This is a genomic window from Bacillus sp. RIT 809, from assembly GCF_016892495.1.
Taxonomy (GTDB): Bacteria; Bacillota; Bacilli; order Bacillales; family Bacillaceae_G; genus Bacillus_A; species Bacillus_A cereus_U.
In genome coordinates this window covers 65,204-84,658 of sequence record NZ_JAFEMR010000012.1, presented here as the reverse complement: position 1 = coordinate 84,658, position 19,455 = coordinate 65,204, and the positions used below count along the sequence as shown (strand labels likewise).

The window sequence follows — 19,455 nt, the reverse complement described above, 5'->3', positions numbered from 1 at the left end:
ATCAGGAGGGAAACTTTATGGATAAAGCATTAACAAATCACGTCATTATTTTATCTTTCGACTGCTTATCAGCTTTAGATTTTCCTATATTACAAAAACTACCTAATTTCCACACTTTAATAAAAAAGGGCGCGATTGCGAAAAAAGTGGAGCCAATTTATCCTTCTGTAACATATCCAAGCCACTCAACAATCGTAACCGGTAATTATCCTAATAAGCATGGCGTTGTCAGCAATACATTACTTCAACCAGGACGTGAGTCACCAGATTGGCATTGGTATCGAAAGTCCATTAAAGGAACAACTTTATATGATGAAGCACGCAAAGCAAATTTAACGACAGCAGCCCTTCTATGGCCTGTTACTGGAAGAGCAAATATCGATTACAATTTACCAGAAATTTTTCCAAATAGACCGTGGCAAAATCAAATTTTAGTTTCATTATTTAGCGGTAGCCCGCTATATCAATTAGATTTAAATCGTCGTTTCGGCCATATACGAAATGGATTATCACAGCCTGAGCTTGATGATTTCGTCCTTGCTTCTGCCGTACATACAATCCATACGAAAAAGCCTAATGTTATATTTGTACATTTTACTGATTTAGACACTCAAAGACATTACCATGGCTTCGATTCCGAGGAAACAGTAGCTGCAATCCATAGACACGACGAACGCCTTGGAAAAATTATTCATGCATTAAAAGAAAGCGGGATATACGAAGAGAGTACAATTATTGCACTTGGCGATCATAGCGCTTTAAGTGAAAACAAAGCAATCCAACTAAATGTCCTATTCCGTCAAAAAGGACTTATATCCGTAAACAAAAGTGGAAAGTTACTAGATTGGAAAGCTTATTGCCAAAGCTGTGATGGATCTGCCTACGTGCATGTAAGAGATAAAAATGATACTGAAACGATTAAAGAGATTCAACTTCTTCTTGAAGGGCTTCTTCAGGATAAACAAAATGGAATTGAATTTATTCTGCACGATGAAGATGCAAAAGAACGTGGTGCTGATGGTAATTGCTTATTTATGCTAGAAGCCATGGAAGGTTATTACTTCATTGAAAATTATACAGGGGATTTCATAAAAGAAATTACTAAAAAAGATGTTACTTCTAGTAAGAAATATACATTTGGCACACACGGATATTCTCCAACAAAACCTAACTATGAAACAATTTTTATAGCTGCTGGGAAAGGCATTCAAAGTGGTGTTACAGTCCCGTATATGAGACTTATTGATGAAGGCCCGACTATTGCTAGATTACTCGGTTTGCACTTAGGTGAAACAGACGGAGCAATTGTAGAGGATTTGCTTCAATTGTAAAGAACTGTGTATATATGTAAAAGTTATGTAAAAATCATCACTGTTTCTCTTTTTACAATTTTTATTTTTGTACACTGTTAGTAGAACAAATTTAAGGGGGAACATTATATGAAAAAAATGTCCAGACAAGAAAAAAGCTGGATATTATATGATTGGGCTAACTCGGTATATTCGCTCGTCATTACAACTGCATTATTTCCAATTTACTTTAAAGCAGCTGCAAAAGAAGCTGGACTATCTGGTGCAACTTCAACAGCCTATTGGGGATATGCAAACTCGTTCGCTACACTTTTAATTTCTATACTCGCTCCTATTCTCGGCACAGTTGCTGATTATAAGGGATTTAAAAAACGATTTTTCACATTCTTCTTTGGACTCGGTATCGTATTTACAAGTATGCTAGCAGTTGTTCCAACATCTCAGTGGTACTTATTACTAGGATGCTATATGCTCGCATTAGTCGGCTTTGCTGGAGCAAATATTTTTTATGATGCATTTTTAATAGATGTTACATCTAAAGATAGAATGGACCGAATTTCTACAAGAGGCTTTGCATTAGGTTATATTGGGAGCACAATTCCTTTTATCGGTTGTATTGCTCTTATCATTCTTGCTCAAAAAGGAACTATCCCCCTATCGGTCGGAATTGCTAGTCAAATTTCCTTTGCAATAACAGCTCTTTGGTGGGGACTATTTACGATACCAATGCTAAAAAATGTAGAGCAAACACACTATATTGAACGTCATCCAAGACCAATTGCAATGAGCTTCAAGCGCCTTGCTGATACTTTTAAAAATATTAAAGAATATAAAACTGTATTTATGTTCCTAATAGCTTACTTTTTCTACATTGACGGGGTAGATACAATTATTACTATGTCTACTGCTTACGGAACAGATCTCGGTATTAGTGCAACCAATCTATTAATCATCTTATTTGTAACACAAATTGTCGCTTGTCCATTCGCTTTATTATATGGAAAACTATCAGAAACATTTACCGGTAAAAAAATGCTATATGTCGGCATTATTATTTATATCATTATTTGCATATATGCTTATTTCTTAAAAACGACACTAGATTTCTGGATTTTAGCAATGCTGGTTGCTACTTCTCAGGGCGGGATTCAAGCACTTAGCCGTTCTTATTTCGCAAAACTAGTGCCGAAAGAATCTGCAAATGAATTCTTCGGATTTTATAATATCTTTGGTAAATTCGCGGCAATTATGGGTCCAGTATTAGTAGGTGTCACAACACAATTAACAGGAAAAACGAACGCTGGTGTCCTTAGTATTATTGTCCTATTTATTATCGGTGGATTCTTATTAACTAGAGTACCTGAAAATGATACGTCTGTTACACCACCTAATCCGAAAACTAAAACAATATAAGAAAAAGATCCTCTTCAAACGCGAAGAGGATCTTTCCCTTTATTTTTAACGATAACGTTGTACAATTAAAGACTCTACAGCTTGTACAAAAATAGTTTATCGACAGTTGTTCCTAATACTTCTGCTAACCGGAATGCTAGCGCTAAGCTTGGATCATACTTATTATTCTCAATTGCATTTATCGTCTGTCTTGATACGTTACACTTATCAGCTAATGCACCTTGTGAAATATTATTTTCAGTGCGTAATTCATAGATTTGATTTTTCACACCGTTTCTCCTAACCTGTAAAATTATTTTTACAACATCAGTATATAGTTGGTACATTTCATTGTCAAAAGATCCCCCTAGAAAAAGGGAGCAGTTCTGCCCCCTTACAATAGCTATTTCGAAACCAATGAATTCGTCATTTCCTCCCGATTAACAACATCTACTTTCTTTATTTGCATACGTAAAACCGGACCTATTGCTAATAAAACAAGTGACATCGCTATACAAAATACAATAACTACTGACGTCATTTCCTTCAATCCTCTAGCTAGTGAAGTTCCTATTAACATGGCGCCCATAACAGTGATAAAATTGTTCCATTTACTCTGCCAATCATATTTTCTGGTACAAGTTGAATCATAAGCGTACCGACAACGATATTTAATCAAACGTTTGTTTAACTGTTTTTAAGCACATGTAAGCCAACTAATCAAACGTTTGTTTAAAAAGAAATACGCCCATATAAGGCGTATTCTCATCAATCCCCGCCACCACCGCAGCTACCTCCACTATCTCCGCCAAAAGATCCTCCGCAATCATGCGAGCCACCATCATGTGAACTATCACTATCAGATCCAGCAAAGAAAAATAATGGTGATGAGCTGTTAGACGTACTATGTGTATTACTCTTTTTAGTAAGATTTACTCTTCGTTTATTTGATCTAACTGATACTGCAATCATCCAAATTAAAACACAAAATAGTAATGCCGCTATAACAAACCCCATATAAAAACCTCCCTTATTTTTCTAACAACTGAAGTACTCTCTCAATATTTTCAAGTGAAATAAAGCGCGATTCACGAAGAATTTCTTTCCCATTATAAAATAATAAAACTGTCGGCCCTGTAAGTACTGAATACCGCCCTGCAATCTCTTGCATGTCTTGTAGTAATATCTCTACTTTCTCTACGTGATCATAATTCTCTAATACGTAATTTACTTTCCTTAACATGACATCACAAACACCACAATTTTCCGTTTTAATAAACAGGAGTACTAATTGTTGTTCTTCAATATATGTCGCTAATTCTTCTATCGTTTCAAATTTACTCATCTTATCCCTCTTCACGTAATTTACGAAATACTTATCTTGATACATACGAAATGCTGAACTATCTTTAACCTTTCTCTTTTCCATTACCTGCTGAAAGCGCAGCGTTTTTACCGTTAACTCTTCTTGTAATTTTTTTCTCTCTGCCTCATCATAACAGCAAGCGATTAAATCCTCTATTTTCAATATATCTTTTTGTATTTCCATTTCTAGTGGCATCCTTCCTGCATTTTTCAAGATTTTATAACTCATTCTTAATTCTGGAGGTACCATTGAAAAATCTTCTAATTGTAGTGGTTTTTCTTTTCCCGGAATACTATCAAGATCACCATTCCATATTGCTTGACGAATTTTTTCCTCAGCAATGTTCAAAAACACATCCACACTATCCACTACTTTACATATTTTTACTATTATTTTACATAAAATTTCATCATCCTGCTACGTCATTCAAGATTGACTTCATACAATTTTTCCAAGTTTCACTTTATTTAAACGATAATCGAACACAAATTTTGCACGTTAAAATTTGTAGTAAAACAAATAATCATTATGAAATTACTAATGCATAAAAAAACGGCGATATCCCTTCTCCTAAATCGATGACGAAGGCACAAAAACCCCCACCACACTTTTAATTTTGCGAAAAATCGAAAATAAATATTATAATAACCTATTATAATATTATTCAGTTTTCAATATGAAGTTTATGTGAAGTTCATCTGAATTTCACATGAATTCCCTTTAAGTTCTATTGTCTTCCCATACTAATCACATTATCCTTTACATATAGGAATCATTTCCATTCCATTTCAAACTATCTATATATATAAAGAAAGATAGTAGCCTATTAGGGAAAGGCATCTAGTATTATTATAAATATAACCAAAGAAAAAGCATTAGCTCATAAGGGCTAATGCCTTTTCTTGATTCATGCTGTTAAACGTTCCATTCTTCGATATTCCATATTTTCGTTATCCATGCTTCATAGAAAGATGGCTCATGTGAAACAATTAAAACCGTACCTTTATATTGTTTTAACGATTCCTGTAAAGCCGTCTTAGTCTCTGTATCCAAATGGTTAGTTGGTTCATCTAAAATTAAAACATTGCTTTTAGTTACGATAAGTTCGCATAATCGTACTTTTGTTTGTTCTCCTCCACTTAATAACTGAATAGGTTTTAATACATGTTCTTCTTTCAATCCGCACTTTGCTAATACTTGTCGGATTTCTTTTCTTGTCATGTCTGGTCTTCCTGCCCATACTCTCTCTAGTGCAGTTATTTCTGAGGAAAATTCCTCTTGTGCAAAATAAGCGGGTTTTACTCTTTCCCCAACAGAAACTGAACCGCTTAACGGTTTTATTTGTCCTAGTAATGTTTTTAACATTGTTGTTTTTCCAATCCCATTATGACCAATAATTGCAATCTTTTCCCCTTTTTTCACTTGAAAATCCAATTCTGGAAATAACGGTTCACCATAACCAATTTTTAGTTCCTCTACCTGTAATATACGACTCACTGGCTCAGTATAAACATTAAAATCAAAACGAGCACGAGATACATCGTTAACCTTTTCAACCTTTTGCATTTTCTCTAATACTTTTTCACGACTTTTCGCTTGTTTCGCTTTACGAATTTTATTTTTTTGAATAAAACTCTCTAAATGTGCAATTTCCTTTTGCTGTTTCGTATATGCTGCTTGTAATTGTTTCTTTTGCAGTTCATAATTACGCAGAAAACTCTTATAATCACCTACATAGCGATTAATTGTACGCTCCTCTAGATGATAAATAACATTCGTAATATTGTTCAAAAATATTTCATCATGCGAAATGATAATATAAGCTTTTTCATACATTCGTAAATATGATTGCAACCATTCTATATGTGCCGTATCTAAATAGTTAGTTGGCTCATCTAATAATAAAACATCCGCTTTTTCTAAAAGGAGTTTCCCAAGTAACAACTTTGTCCGCTGACCACCACTTAACTTTGAAATATCCTTTTCCAATCCTATTTCAAACAAGCCTAAGCCGGTTGCTACTTCCTCAATTTTTGTATGAATTTGATAAAAATTAGAATTCTCCAATATAGTTTGTAACTCTCCATACCTTACTAACAATTTTCCTACTTCTCCTGCTCCAGCCATCTCTTCTGTAAGTTTTAACATGTCACGTTCCAACTCATACAGGTTAGAAAACGCACTTTGCAAGTATTCTTCAATTGTTATGCCTTCTTGTAAATCTATATGCTGTTGTAAAAAGCCAATCTTCACATGTGGAAACCATTCAATGTTTCCATCATCATGTATAAGTTCTCCTGTTAATAAGCGTAATAATGTGGATTTTCCAATTCCATTTTTCCCTACTAGCCCAACATGTTCGCCCTTTAATAATCGAAAGCACGCATTATATAAAATGGTTTTCTCACCATATGAATGACTTACATTTTCTACTGTTAATATACTCATTTTTTTCTCTCCTTTTCTTATGATCCATAAGCTAAATAGAGAGAACAACAGTATAAAGCCTTATTTAGTTATACATATAAAAATGGGTAAGGTGAATACACCTTACCCATTACATATTATCGTAAGAAAGGATTAAGGTTCTTTACCTGCTGTCTTCAATTTAGCTTAATCTTTAAAAATGGGCAGACTTCTCCCGTATCAAGCTAAAACCATTTGAAGAACAGTTGATAAAGTCATTTTATCCTTTCACTCCTTTAACATTTGTTATATTAAGAGTATAAACCACTCTGTTATATTCTATTCTCTACTTTTTCTTTTGTTCCTTCTTCCAATTTATCTGATGTTAATGAATCCACTATTTCCCCTATAGATTTCATCTTTTTCCTCCTATATAAAAAAGCCTCTTAACAGCAATTATACCAAAAACTGTTAAAAGACTTTTTCTATTTTTTCATATAAGGAGCCAATACTCTTAAAATTTCTTCCTTATCCTTCTTTAACTCAAGCGATGTTAACATATCCATCGTTCGCGGCCTAAGTAATTTCACTTGTACCTCTCCAACAATTGATGCCGGTCTTTGAGATAAAATAAATACGCGATCAGAAAGCAAAATTGCTTCATCTAAGTCATGTGTAACCATAACAATTGTCTGCTTTTCTTGATGCCAAGAATTTAAGAGCCAACTATGTACTTCCATTTTTGTAAATGCATCTAATTTTCCAAAAGGCTCATCAAGTAGCATAATTGGCTTTTCACATAAATATGTGCGAAGGAAACTAATTCTTTGACGCATTCCACCTGATAACTCATCTGGATAATGGTCTGCATATTCATCTAGCTCAAACTGTTTTAATGCTTCCATTCCTTCTGTCAGCCTTTGTTTTTTAGGCTTCCCTTCGATTTCCAATGGAAGAACAATATTTTGTAAAGCCGATCGCCACGGTAGTAATAAATCTTGTTGCGGCATATAACTAACAACATCTTGTTTTTTTACATACTCCTCGTTATAAAACACTTCTCCACTCGTTGGCTCTTCAACACTCGCAATCATATTTAACAATGTGCTTTTCCCACAACCACTCGGACCTACAAAAGAGACAAACTCTCCCTCTTGTATAGAAGCACTAATATTTTCTAATACATTCTTTCCATCGAAAGCTTTTACAATATCTTTTATTTGTAATCCACTCATTTTTCACTTGGAAGGAATTCATTTGTAAAGGCATCTTTTACATCAATTTTCTTTTTGATAACTTTGTTGTCATATAAGAAATTCATGTAATTTGTCCAAATCTCTTCCTTCTGTACTCCCCACGCTTTTGCATCATCTTGATACTTTGTACTTAACCACTTTTGGCTTTCTTGTACTAATTCTTTATTCACATCTGGAACAGCTTTAATTAAAATATCCGCCGCTTCTTTCGGTTCTTTAATTGCAAAATCATAGCCTTCTGTCGTTGCAGTCATGAATTTTTTCACAAAATCTTTATCTTGCTTCGTATGTTTTTCACTTGTAATAATAACAGGACTATAGAAATCGAGCGCTGGATCTAAGTCTTTCACCATAATTGTATTTAACTCTTTTCCTTGACGCTTCGCTTCAATTCCATCCCATCCGTAATAAATCCATTCAAAGTCTGCATCGCGGCCAATTGATTTGAAGAAGTCTGTTTGTCCAAGAATAATTTTTTCGACTTTATTAAAATCAGCTTGATGTTTATCCATAATTGTCTTTAACGTCGCCTCTTCCGCTGGTCCTCCCCAGCCGCCGTAACGTTTACCTTCAAATTCTTTTGGTGACGTCATATTATCTTTTTTAAGTGATGCAAAAGCTGAAGTATTATGCTGGATAATCGCTCCTACAGATACAACAGGAATACCTTCAACACGAGCTAACGTTACATTTTCTTGTGCACTTATTGCAAAATCAGCTTTTCCTGAAGCTATCATTTGTTCCGCTGTAACATTATCACCTGGTTGAATAATTTCTACATCTAATCCTTGTTTTTTATAATAATCTTTCGTCTTCGCTACGTATAAACCAGTATGGTTTGTATTCGGGAACCAATCTAAAACGACTTTCACTTTCTTTTCTTTGCTTGTATTCTCTTCTTTCTTCGCCGTATTACATCCGGTAACACCAACTGCTAGTAATGCAGCTAACATAATTTTTAAACCTTTTTTCATTTTCTGCCGCCCTTTCTGTATATCCATGGTGCTGTTATTCTTGCCATAAATTCAACAATAAAGTACAGGAATAATGTCACCATGACGATAATCGCTGCAACACCAAATACTCGAGCTGTTAAAAAGGATTTTGTCGCTCTTGTGAGCATAACCCCTAATCCTTCACTCGCTCCAAGCCATTCCCCAATAATCGCTCCCATCACACTATATGTAACAGCAATTTTTAAACCTGAGAAAAAGTACGGGAGCACTGCTGGAAATTTTACTTTCTGATAAATTTGCCACTTTGTCGCCTTCATCGTTTGTAACAACTTCAGCATATTTTTATCTACCGTTTGGAAACCTTCTAAAATGCTAAGCGCAATTGGGAAGAAACAAACAAGAATAACAACCATTACTTTTGGCAACATTCCGTATCCAAACCAAATAATAAATAATGGTGCGAGCACAACGATTGGAATTGTTTGCGAAATAACGAGCAACGGATTCATTAAAATCCGAAATAAAGGGATGACATCCATAATGATAGCAATACTCGTCCCAAGTAAAATTGCAAAAAACAACCCAATTATTACTTCCTGTAACGTTTGCACTGTATTCGGTAATAGTAAATCTTTCATTCCAATTAACTCTTGCACAATTGCAGACGGCTTCGGTAAAATCCACGGCTCAATTTTAAATAATGAAACAGATCCTTCCCATATAGCAATGAGAAGGATAAGCCAAATTGTTGTGATTATTTTAGATCGCTTCTGGTTTTGCATATTCATCACGGTACTTCCAAACTTTTTCGTCAATCGTTACGCCCGTACTTGGACGATAGTGAATTTTAATAGAAGTGATCACTTCTTCTGCTCCAGCATCGACGCAAGCTTGTTGCGCACGTTTTATGACGTCAAGAAGTACATCTAATTCTCCTTCCAACGTTGTTTCCATTGCCCCTACTTCATAACGAACTCCCGACTGTTGTACAACTTCAATTGCTTTATCAACAACGGAATACACATCTTTGTTCTTCGCTTGTGGTACTACTGAAAATGAAATTGTAACTTGTTGTGACATAATAAAATCCCCCTTACAAAATATGGTTTCAAAAAAAGAAAAGGCTTTCCTACCATGTAGGAAAGCCTTGTATACAAGTTATTCTATAATAACTTATGCTACATCACTTTAAAGTAACTCCCTACGCTGGCATTATCCAGATCAGGTTGAGGGTCGATGTATACTTACATCCTCTCAGCCAATTGGCTCCCCGGTTCTTAATTCGTTTTCATTGTAGCATGATTTATTTTATTGAACAAACAAAAGCGTACATATCATTTCATTATTTTTGGAAAATATCCAACTTCTTCACCATGAGCTAATAATTGCTGAATAAATTCTTTATTAATCGCTGGCACTACCAGTTCTTTTTTCTTAATCCATTCATTCGTTCTACGAGTACCCATTACAATTTCAGATTGCTGTGCTCCATCTCCTGCAACTTGAGAAGCAATTAGCTCTGCTATTACTTCATCTTCCTTCGATAACATAAGCCCCATATTTATATATTGCGAGAGTGGAACCATTTCAAGATTGTATCCACATTCCTCAATTAGCTTTATAAAATGTTCAAATTCAATTTGATACGGGTGACAGATGTGTAACATTTCTCCAGCTATTTGTGAATCTTGTACATATGTTACAATCGATTTACTAGCAAAATCAATTGGTGTAAAATCAATTTTCCACTTTACTTTCGGAACTTGTCCAATAAGTAACATCGCTTTAATCAGACGATAAAATGCATTTCCTTCCATATTTTGTTGGAACATTCCTGTTTCTGAATGACATGCTAAATTACCCGCACGATAAATATTTCCTCGTACACCATCTTTTATCGCTTCACGAACAAGGTTTTCTGCCTGTAGTTTACTATTAGAATACACATTCTCCAACACTACATCGTAGTTAAAATCACCTGTTTTTTCATATATATCCCATTGATCCATCGCTAATTCTATCGGAATACCAATTGGACAAACTTTCATATTGTCATTTAATATCCAAACTTTATAATTATCCGCTGGCTTTCCAATTGGAATACTAGCAAATTTATCATTTAACTCCGCTGGAATTGGATAAGTAGTTGTTGTAATTGTGCATTCTGTCGGACCATATGCATTATTCAATTGAACATGAGTACCAATTCTCTCCCGCCATAATTTCACTACTTCAGCAGTAAGCATTTCTCCACCAACTGCAATTCTCTTTAATGAATCCAACTTATATTTACTTTCATCTGGAAGGTATGTTGCTACTTGTTGTAAGAAAATTGTAGCTAATCCTAAAATAGATGTTGCCTTTTCTTTATAAATTGCATTTGCAAAAGCATCGACTGAAAGTCTTTGCTCATCTAATAAAACATATACATTTCCACCACAGAATAATGAAGCAAATAACTCCCAAATAGACGCATCAAAACTAAATGATGGAAACTGTGCAAAAACATCTTCTTCAGTTAATCCATAATGTCTTTGCATCCATGTACATAAATTAACTACTCCGCGGTGCGTTAACATTGTTCCTTTCGGATTTCCTGTAGAACCTGATGTGTAAATCATATATGCAATATCATCAAGATGAATTGATGAGCATACATCCGTATTTGGAAATTCCTCAATATCGTAAAGAGACAACTCTTGCATACCTTCATACGGAATTTTCGTTTCCTTCGTTAAAACTAATTTAGATTGACTATCTTCAATAATATCCTGCACACGGTTTGCAGGATAATCTGGATCGATTGGTATATAGGAAGCGCCTGTTTTTAAAATTGCTAATAAACTTACTACCGTATCAATACTTCGCTTCATAAAGATACCGACAGAATCGCCTTGTTTCACTTCTAACATCCTTAAATTTATATATTAGACTATTAATTAAAGAAAGAAAGGTGCAGATTATATCTACACCTTATATTTTTTATTAACTTTTAAATTCTCCAATCAACTCTTGTAACTCCTGTGAGAGCCAACTTAAAGAAGTAGCTAATTCTGCTATATCTTGCACAGACATTTCTTGCTCCTTCATACTCTCTTCAACGTTACTACTACTGTTTGCATATGTATTTGCAATATGAGATAGCTCATTTACAACTTGTACAATATTTTGGCTATTTTGCAGAATATCACTTGAATTGCTAGAAACGGCTCTAACTTGATTTGTAACAGATTGTGCTGATTTTGAAATTTTCTCGAAGAATGAACCGCTACTTTGAACAAGTGTAATTCCAGACTCTACCTCTTTTGAACCTTTCTGCATTGAAACTACAGCATCTTCTGCTTCAGCCTGTGTTTCCCCTATTAATTTAGCTATATCTTTTGCTGATGCTTCTGTTTGTTCTGCTAATTTACGCACTTCATCAGCAACAACGGCAAACCCTCTTCCAGCTGCCCCAGCACGTGAAGCTTCAATAGAAGCATTTAAAGCTAATAAATTCGTTTGATTTGAGATACCTGTAATTACAGTTACAATATCACTTATTTGTTTTGATCTTGTTTCCAACGAATAAATGATAGAAGATAAATCTTGTACTGCTTTTTGAATTGAACTCATTTGATTAATAATTTGTTCAATAACTCCATTACCCTCAACCGAATGTTGCTCCATACCTTCTGAAGTAGTGGCAACTTGTTTCGCAGCCCCTGTTATTTCTTCCATCTTATGTTCCATTTCATGTACAATCCATAAACATTGTTGTACAGAAGTTTCTTGCGACTGAGCACTAGCTCTTAATCCTACAATAGAACCCGCAATCTCTTGAACTGCCATACTATTCTCCTCTGTACTTGCTGACAATTCTTGCGAAGATGAAGAAACCTGTTCTGCCGTCTGCTTCACTTTATCTATAATTCCTTTAAACTTCTCAATTGTGTTATTAAAATACGAATTAATAATACCGATATCATCTTGTCTTTCCACTAATTCAATACTTAAATCTCCTTCACCCACTTTACGTAATCCTTCACGTAAATCTTGTAATGGAGCAAGTGAATTACGTACAATCAAGAATTGAATAAAAGTCGCAATTAAAACTGAAATACAAATAAACATTAAACCTTGCATAATAAATTTCTTCTTTGTACTAGGAACAATAGACGCATCTAAATCAGCTGCAACAATTGCAACAATATTTTCTTCTCCATCTGTAATTGGCTCTAATATTGTTACCCATGATCCCAGTTCATCTTCATATATTTCCGTCATTTGTGCTTTTTTCGTGGCTATTACTTTATCGTATGCCTTCATCCAACGAACTGGTTGTTCATAATAGTCTCCTGGTTTTACTTGAACAGCATTCGCTAATTCTGTAGCCAAACCAACTACTTGAAGCTCACCTTTTGCATTTGTTTTTGCTCCAACAACATACGTTTGTCCAACACTTTTCAATTCTTTTGTAACTTCATCTAACTGCTCTGTTAATTTAGCTCTTTTTTCTTTTTGTGCCGTCGGGTTTTTCGCGACATCTCTTACTACTTCTGCCTCTAATTTATGTAATACCGTGTCTCCCGTTTCAATAGACTGTCTTTCAAATATAGACATCATACTATTTTGAAACATATTAAAACTTAACGCCCCCATACTACCAACAAGCGTTAAAATAACGAGTACAGTTAACAATACATTCTTTTGAAGAAACGATAGCTTATGCCAATATTTTTTCATTCACATTACCTTCCTTAATTCAGTTAATACAAAATAATAATTTCAAAACACACCCTTTAATTGATAACCACTCTCAAATATAAACCCAAAAAAAAAAGACCAATGAAAAAGCATTGGTCAAAACCAACCCTATCCGTCCGGTAACTGGCTAGCATAGTCGTTTGACCTTAGCCCCTGTAGTTTTGCGTCCTCATGTTTCCATCAGTTTGCCTTTCTCGCTGAACGAGTTGAACGATATGGGAGTTCTATGAGAATTTAAATATTCTCTTTCAAAGATTACAACATAAAAATTAAAATGTCTACTTATTTAGAGATCTAAATATGAAGTTTTAATGTATTATTTTTTCGAAATAATTTAACAAAATACGTGAATGTTACATTTCTTGTGTTATATAATAAAAAACGTATATAACACAAGGATTATTCCAGGTATTTATTTAATTTTCATTCAAATTAAACTATTTGGATATATCTTAACTTACGAATTTCGGAGGTAGTTTATCATGTTTTGGCTACAATTTCTTACTTTACTACTCTGCATTTTTATTGGCGCACGCTTAGGCGGAGTTGGTCTAGGAGTAATGGGTGGCGTTGGTATGGCAATACTTGTTTTCGTCTTCCACTTACAACCTACAGCTCCTCCTATTGATGTAATGCTTATGATTTTAGCAGTAATTACAGCTGCCGGTGCTTTGCAAGCTGCTGGAGGAATGGATTATCTCGTCTACCTTGCTGAGAAAGCATTACGAAAAAATCCAAAGCGCATTACATTTTTTGCTCCTATTGTTACTTATTTATTCACGCTATGCGCAGGAACTGGTCATGTCGCTTATTCTGTACTTCCCGTTATCGCCGAAGTATCTCGTGAATCAGGAATTAGACCTGAACGACCAATGTCAATTGCCGTTATCGCTTCCCAGCAGGCAATTACAGCTAGTCCAATATCGGCTGCAACAGTTGCACTTTTAGCAATGTTAGCCGACTATAAAATCACCCTGTTAGATATTTTAAAAGTCAGTATCCCTTCTACTTTCATCGCTTGTATGGTAGCTGCATTCGTTGCTAGTAAAATGGGAAAAGAATTAAATGAAGACCCTGAATACTTGAAGCGATTAAAAGAGGGAATGATTCCTAAACTTGAAGAGAAAAAAGAATTTGTAGGTTCAAAAGGCGCGAAATTATCAGTTATTCTTTTCCTAGTCGCAACTTTCCTTGTTGTACTTCTAGGTTCATTTGAAACACTTCGTCCAGGATGGATGGTTGATGGGAAATTAGTTCGTCTGTCAATGCCAAACACAATTGAAATGGTCATGTTAACCATTGCTGCTCTTATTATTATTTTCTGTAAACCAAATGTGGAAAGCATTGTAACTGGTAACGTCTTTAAAGCAGGCGCAACAGCAGTTGTTGCTATTTTTGGTATCGCCTGGATGGGAGATACGTTCTTCAACGGAAACTTAAATATAATTCAAGGATCAATTCAACACTTAGTAACAAGTGCACCATGGCTATTTGCTATCGCACTATTCATTCTATCTATTTTACTGTATAGCCAAGCAGCAACAGTTCGTGCTTTAGTGCCACTTGGACTATCACTTGGTATTCCGCCGGCATTACTTATTGCAATGTTCCCTGCAGTAAATGGATACTTCTTCATTCCAAACTATGGAACAATCGTTGCTGCCATTAACTTTGACCGTACTGGTACAACAGGCATCGGTAAATATGTATTAAATCATAGCTTTATGATTCCGGGCCTAATTGCAACATTCACTTCTATCGGAATTGGAATGCTCTTAATTTCAATTATGTTTTAAATAAAAGCACAAACCTAAAATTTTAAAGGGTTTGTGCTTTTTTAATCAAACGTTTGTTTAAATAAAGTGAAGCTTTAATCAGTGGGGATTTTGTTCATCCCTCACTGATTATTAGCCCTCACCAATCGGATCTTTACTTGCAGCAGGGCTCCCACAAATAGCAGGATAAACGAAACAACCCATTTTGCGACTCTACAAACTCTTATTTACTTCCTCAGCTAATTTCTTCGTACTTTCATACGCAGATTCTGCTAAGCTAATCGCTGAAATAACTGAAACACCATTCGCTCCCGCTTCTATAACAGAAGCAGTATTTTCAATTGTAATCCCACCAATCCCAACGATCGGTATTGTAATCTCTTGTTCCCTAAAATACTTTAGACCTTTCGTTCCTTGAACCGCTTTCGTATCTTTTTTCGTACTCGTCGGGAAAATTGGACCAACTCCTAAATAATCGGCTCCATTTTCAATCGCCCAGCGTGCTTCTTCAATTGTATGTGTAGATACTCCAATAATTTTATCTCCCATTTTTTTACGAACAGATGTAATTCCTTCATCATCTTGTCCAACATGCACGCCATCTGCATCTAACTCGAGGGCTAGTTCCACATCATCATTTACGATGAATGGTACACCGTACTCCTTGCAAAGTGCTTGTAATTCTTTCGCAAAATCAATACGTTTCTCTCCCGTTAAAGCCCCTTCTCCCTTTTCACGAAATTGAAAAATTGTTATACCACCTTCTAGTGCATCTCTCAATACTTGCAGTGGCTCCTTCGTACAATTGTTACTTCCCATAATAAAATATACTCGTAATAACCTAGACATTTCATCCATTGTAATACGCGACATCGAGTTCTCCTCCTTACTGTATAACCTCAATCTTTCCATACTTCTCAATATCATCTGAAGTTGTATTCGCTAACTGATTTAAAAACTCAATTTGGAAACTTCCTGGTCCATTCTCTACTGTTTTCGAAGCCGCTATTTCTGCTGCTACTCCATAGAATGTTAATGCAGCTACTGCTGCCTTTACATAATCCTTTTCTACCGCTACAAATGCTCCTATTACAGAAGTTAGTAAACAACCTGTTCCAGTAACTTTCGTTAAAATAGGATGGCCATTTCGAATAAGAATAGTTCGCTCTCCATCTGTAACAACATCTTCTTCTCCAGTAATTACTGCAACTGTATTTAATTCATCCGCTGCCTGTTTTGCAATATTTACAACATTACCATTTCCAGTACCAGCGTCTACACCTTTAATTTCCCATTTCTCATTAATAACATTAGCAATTTCAGCTGCATTTCCACGAATTATCGTTAAATCGATTTCAGCTGGAATATATCTCGCAACTTCTGTTCGATAAGAAGTTGCTCCTGCCCCAACTGGATCAAACAATACTGGTACATCATTCGTATTTGCTGATTTACCAGCAAGTAACATCGCTTCTACCTCTTCAGGACGAAGTGTACCCATATTTAATACAAGGGCTCCTGCAATGCTAGCCATTTCTGCTACTTCTTCTTTTGCATACGCCATTACAGGCGATGCCCCTAATGCTAATAAACCGTTTGCTGTAAAATTTGTTACAACAACATTTGTAATATTATGCACGAGTGGATTAGACTCTCTCACCAATTCCACGATTTTACTAATTTCTTGTACATTCATTCTATTCATCTCCTAACTTTAATGATGGGAGATACACAAAAAGGCACTTTGCGCGTACGCAAAGTGCCTGAACATGTGCTTTTACACTCTCCCTACGCTGGCATTATCCAACAGGTTCAAATGGTCAATGACGGACTAGTAGTCATACTCTCAGTTTGCATCCACAAACTCCCATGTGTTTATTATTCATCTACTTCAAAGTCTACTCTTATTCTAATAAAATGACAAGCTCTTTACTTCCTTACATAAAATGGGGCTTTAATCAAAAAACATACAAACCTTAGGCGCAACTGAATCTCAAGAAGATGTGTGCTATATTTAACGTATGGAAATTTGAAAGGATGTTTTTAATATGGTAAAAAGCGTTGTAATTGCTGAAAAACCTTCCGTTGCACGAGATATTGCTCGCGTACTGAAGTGTGATAAAAAAGGAAACGGCTATCTTGAAGGTAGTAAATATATTGTAACTTGGGCTTTAGGTCATCTCGTTACATTAGCTGATCCAGAAAGCTATGATGTGAAATATAAAAATTGGAATTTAGAAGATTTACCGATGCTACCGGAGCGTTTGAAATTAACAGTTATTAAACAAACTGGTAAACAATTCAATGCTGTGAAAAGCCAACTACTTAGAAAAGATGTAAATGAAATCATTATAGCTACTGACGCCGGTCGTGAGGGAGAGTTGGTCGCACGCTGGATTATCGATAAAGTTAAAATGCAGAAACCGATTAAACGTCTATGGATTTCATCTGTTACCGATAAAGCAATTAAAGATGGCTTCGCAAATTTAAAACCAGGAAAAGCATATGAAAATCTATATGCTTCAGCTGTCGCACGTTCAGAGGCTGACTGGTATATCGGGCTTAATGCGACTCGAGCATTAACTACTCGCTTTAATGCCCAACTAAATTGTGGTCGTGTTCAAACACCTACTGTAGCCATGATTGCAAGCCGTGAAGATGAAATCAAACATTTCAAAGCTCAAACTTACTATGGTATCGAAGCTCAAACAGCTGAGAGATTAAAGCTAACTTGGCAAGATACAAAAGGAAATAGCCGTAGCTTTAATAAAGAAAAAACTGATGCAATCGTGAACAAAATTAGTAAGGAAAATGCTACTGTTGTAGACATTGATAAAAAACAAAAGAAATCGTTCGCTCCTGGTCTTTACGATTTAACTGAACTACAACGTGATGCGAATAAAATATTTGGTTACTCTGCGAAAGAAACATTAAACATTATGCAAAAATTATATGAACAGCATAAAGTTTTAACGTACCCTCGTACAGATTCACGCTATATTTCATCTGATATTGTCGGAACACTTCCAGAGCGTCTGAAGGCTTGCGGAGTTGGAGAATACCGTCCTTTAGCACATAAAGTATTGCAGAAACCTGTAAAATCTAATAAATCATTTGTTGATGATAGTAAAGTAAGTGATCATCACGCAATTATTCCAACAGAGAGCTATGTAAACTTCTCAGCTTTCACCGATAAAGAACGTAAAATTTATGACTTAGTTGTAAAACGTTTCTTAGCTGTTTTATTCCCGGCCTTTGAATATGAACAACTAACATTGCGCACGAAAATTGGTGACGAAACGTTCATCGCACGAGGAAAAACGATTTTACATGCTGGTTGGAAAGAGGTTTATGAAAATCGATTTGAAGATGATGATGCAATCGATGATGTAAAAGAACAAATCTTACCTCGTATCGAAAAAGGCGACACATTAAACGTAAAACTAATTGTCCAAACATCAGGTCAAACGAAAGCACCTGCACGCTTTAATGAAGCAACATTACTTTCAGCGATGGAAAATCCAACAAAATACATGGATACGCAAAACAAACAACTTGCTGATACGTTAAAGTCAACTGGTGGATTAGGTACTGTAGCTACACGTGCTGATATTATCGACAAGCTATTCAATTCATTCTTACTTGAAAAACGTGGTAAAGATATTCATATTACTTCAAAAGGCCGTCAGTTACTTGATTTAGTGCCAGAAGAACTGAAATCTCCTACACTAACTGGTGAATGGGAGCAAAAGTTAGAAGCTATCGCTAAAGGAAAGTTAAAGAAAGAAGTATTCATTTCAGAAATGAAGAACTATACGAAGGAAATTGTTACTGAAATTAAATCAAGCGATAAAAAATATAAGCACGACAACATTTCAACGAAGTCTTGTCCAGACTGTGGTAAACCAATGTTAGAAGTAAACGGTAAAAAAGGTAAAATGCTTGTATGCCAAGACCGCGAATGTGGTCACCGTAAAAATGTATCCCGCACTACAAACGCACGCTGTCCTCAGTGTAAAAAGAAACTAGAACTTCGTGGTGAAGGAGCAGGCCAAATTTTCGCATGTAAATGTGGCTATCGTGAGAAACTTTCTACATTCCAAGAGAGACGTAAAAAAGAATCCGGCAGCAAAGCTGATAAACGTGACGTCCAAAAATATATGAAACAACAGAACAAAGAAGAAGAACCATTAAACAATCCATTCGCAGAAGCATTAAAGAAATTAAAATTTGATTAAACAAAAAGGT

16 protein-coding genes, 2 pseudogenes and 3 riboswitches are annotated in these 19,455 nt (G+C 35.4%); of the genes and pseudogenes, 4 read left to right on the top strand and 14 right to left on the bottom strand.

The window, feature by feature from the left end; translation table 11 throughout:
• Positions 1 to 17 precede the first annotated feature (17 nt).
• Both JTF23_RS14610 and JTF23_RS14605 read left to right on the top strand, forming a co-directional pair.
• Positions 18 to 1,331, top strand: coding sequence for an alkaline phosphatase family protein (locus JTF23_RS14610; RefSeq protein ID WP_204209071.1), 1,314 nt, complete (start codon positions 18 to 20; stop codon positions 1,329 to 1,331).
• A gap of 108 nt (positions 1,332 to 1,439) precedes the next feature.
• Positions 1,440 to 2,723: an MFS transporter gene (locus JTF23_RS14605; protein WP_016103438.1), complete on the top strand. Its 1,284-nt coding sequence runs from the start codon at positions 1,440 to 1,442 to the stop codon at positions 2,721 to 2,723.
• 74 nt (positions 2,724 to 2,797) lie between these two features.
• Here the strand turns inward: JTF23_RS14605 and JTF23_RS14600 are convergent, their stop codons facing one another.
• From JTF23_RS14600 to JTF23_RS14550, 12 genes and pseudogenes are all read right to left on the bottom strand, one after another.
• Entirely contained in the window at positions 2,798 to 3,049 is a 252-nt protein-coding gene (locus tag JTF23_RS14600) for a helix-turn-helix transcriptional regulator (protein ID WP_078173516.1), read from the bottom strand.
• A 56-nt stretch (positions 3,050 to 3,105) separates the two neighbouring features.
• A pseudogene (locus JTF23_RS14595) lies at positions 3,106 to 3,377 on the bottom strand (MFS transporter); the annotation flags it as partial.
• A gap of 93 nt (positions 3,378 to 3,470) precedes the next feature.
• Positions 3,471 to 3,719 (bottom strand): hypothetical protein, encoded by a 249-nt coding sequence (locus tag JTF23_RS14590; RefSeq protein ID WP_204209070.1) that lies wholly within the window; start codon positions 3,717 to 3,719, stop codon positions 3,471 to 3,473.
• Positions 3,720 to 3,732: 13 nt separating this feature from the next.
• Positions 3,733 to 4,047 (bottom strand): thioredoxin family protein, encoded by a 315-nt coding sequence (locus JTF23_RS27860; protein WP_002113668.1) that lies wholly within the window; start codon positions 4,045 to 4,047, stop codon positions 3,733 to 3,735.
• 1 nt (position 4,048) lies between these two features.
• A pseudogene (locus JTF23_RS27855) lies at positions 4,049 to 4,428 on the bottom strand (DnaJ family domain-containing protein).
• Positions 4,429 to 4,983: 555 nt separating this feature from the next.
• The gene (locus JTF23_RS14580; protein WP_204209069.1) at positions 4,984 to 6,516 is read right to left on the bottom strand and encodes an ABC-F family ATP-binding cassette domain-containing protein; all 1,533 of its coding nucleotides are present in this window, start codon (positions 6,514 to 6,516) and stop codon (positions 4,984 to 4,986) included.
• A 443-nt stretch (positions 6,517 to 6,959) separates the two neighbouring features.
• Positions 6,960 to 7,709: an ABC transporter ATP-binding protein gene (locus tag JTF23_RS14575; protein WP_002159430.1), complete on the bottom strand. Its 750-nt coding sequence runs from the start codon at positions 7,707 to 7,709 to the stop codon at positions 6,960 to 6,962.
• Positions 7,706 to 8,704, bottom strand: coding sequence for an ABC transporter substrate-binding protein (locus JTF23_RS14570; protein WP_204209068.1), 999 nt, complete (start codon positions 8,702 to 8,704; stop codon positions 7,706 to 7,708). Before JTF23_RS14570 ends, JTF23_RS14575 begins: the two co-directional genes overlap by 4 nt.
• Positions 8,701 to 9,474 carry an ABC transporter permease gene (locus JTF23_RS14565; RefSeq protein WP_002113653.1) on the bottom strand — a complete coding sequence of 258 codons (774 nt, stop codon included), beginning with the start codon at positions 9,472 to 9,474 and terminating at the stop codon, positions 8,701 to 8,703. The genes JTF23_RS14570 and JTF23_RS14565 overlap by 4 nt, the downstream gene beginning before the upstream one ends.
• Positions 9,446 to 9,766, bottom strand: coding sequence for an MTH1187 family thiamine-binding protein (locus JTF23_RS14560; protein ID WP_000082898.1), 321 nt, complete (start codon positions 9,764 to 9,766; stop codon positions 9,446 to 9,448). Before JTF23_RS14560 ends, JTF23_RS14565 begins: the two co-directional genes overlap by 29 nt.
• A 101-nt stretch (positions 9,767 to 9,867) precedes the next feature.
• Positions 9,868 to 9,969, bottom strand: a riboswitch (TPP riboswitch).
• 51 nt (positions 9,970 to 10,020) lie between these two features.
• Entirely contained in the window at positions 10,021 to 11,610 is a 1,590-nt protein-coding gene (locus tag JTF23_RS14555) for an AMP-binding protein (protein WP_374100902.1), read from the bottom strand.
• Positions 11,611 to 11,671: 61 nt separating this feature from the next.
• Complete coding sequence (locus JTF23_RS14550) at positions 11,672 to 13,411, bottom strand: methyl-accepting chemotaxis protein (protein WP_204209067.1); 1,740 nt, start codon at positions 13,409 to 13,411, stop codon at positions 11,672 to 11,674.
• Positions 13,412 to 13,547: 136 nt separating this feature from the next.
• Positions 13,548 to 13,632, bottom strand: a riboswitch (cyclic di-GMP riboswitch).
• Positions 13,633 to 13,914: 282 nt separating this feature from the next.
• Between JTF23_RS14550 and JTF23_RS14545 the strand changes: the two genes are divergently transcribed.
• Complete coding sequence (locus JTF23_RS14545) at positions 13,915 to 15,228, top strand: anaerobic C4-dicarboxylate transporter family protein (protein ID WP_016103429.1); 1,314 nt, start codon at positions 13,915 to 13,917, stop codon at positions 15,226 to 15,228.
• Positions 15,229 to 15,420: 192 nt separating this feature from the next.
• On the opposite strand, the gene thiE is transcribed toward JTF23_RS14545, so the two are convergent.
• Both thiE and thiM read right to left on the bottom strand, forming a co-directional pair.
• Entirely contained in the window at positions 15,421 to 16,080 is a 660-nt protein-coding gene (gene thiE, locus JTF23_RS14540) for a thiamine phosphate synthase (protein WP_204209066.1), read from the bottom strand.
• A 13-nt stretch (positions 16,081 to 16,093) separates the two neighbouring features.
• The gene (gene thiM, locus JTF23_RS14535; RefSeq protein WP_204209065.1) at positions 16,094 to 16,903 is read right to left on the bottom strand and encodes a hydroxyethylthiazole kinase; all 810 of its coding nucleotides are present in this window, start codon (positions 16,901 to 16,903) and stop codon (positions 16,094 to 16,096) included.
• Between the two features lie 72 nt (positions 16,904 to 16,975).
• A riboswitch (TPP riboswitch) is annotated at positions 16,976 to 17,088 on the bottom strand.
• A gap of 167 nt (positions 17,089 to 17,255) precedes the next feature.
• Here thiM and topB point away from each other — a divergent pair.
• The gene (gene topB / locus JTF23_RS14530) at positions 17,256 to 19,445 is read left to right on the top strand and encodes a DNA topoisomerase III (RefSeq protein WP_204209064.1); all 2,190 of its coding nucleotides are present in this window, start codon (positions 17,256 to 17,258) and stop codon (positions 19,443 to 19,445) included.
• The last annotated feature ends 10 nt before the right edge of the window (positions 19,446 to 19,455 follow it).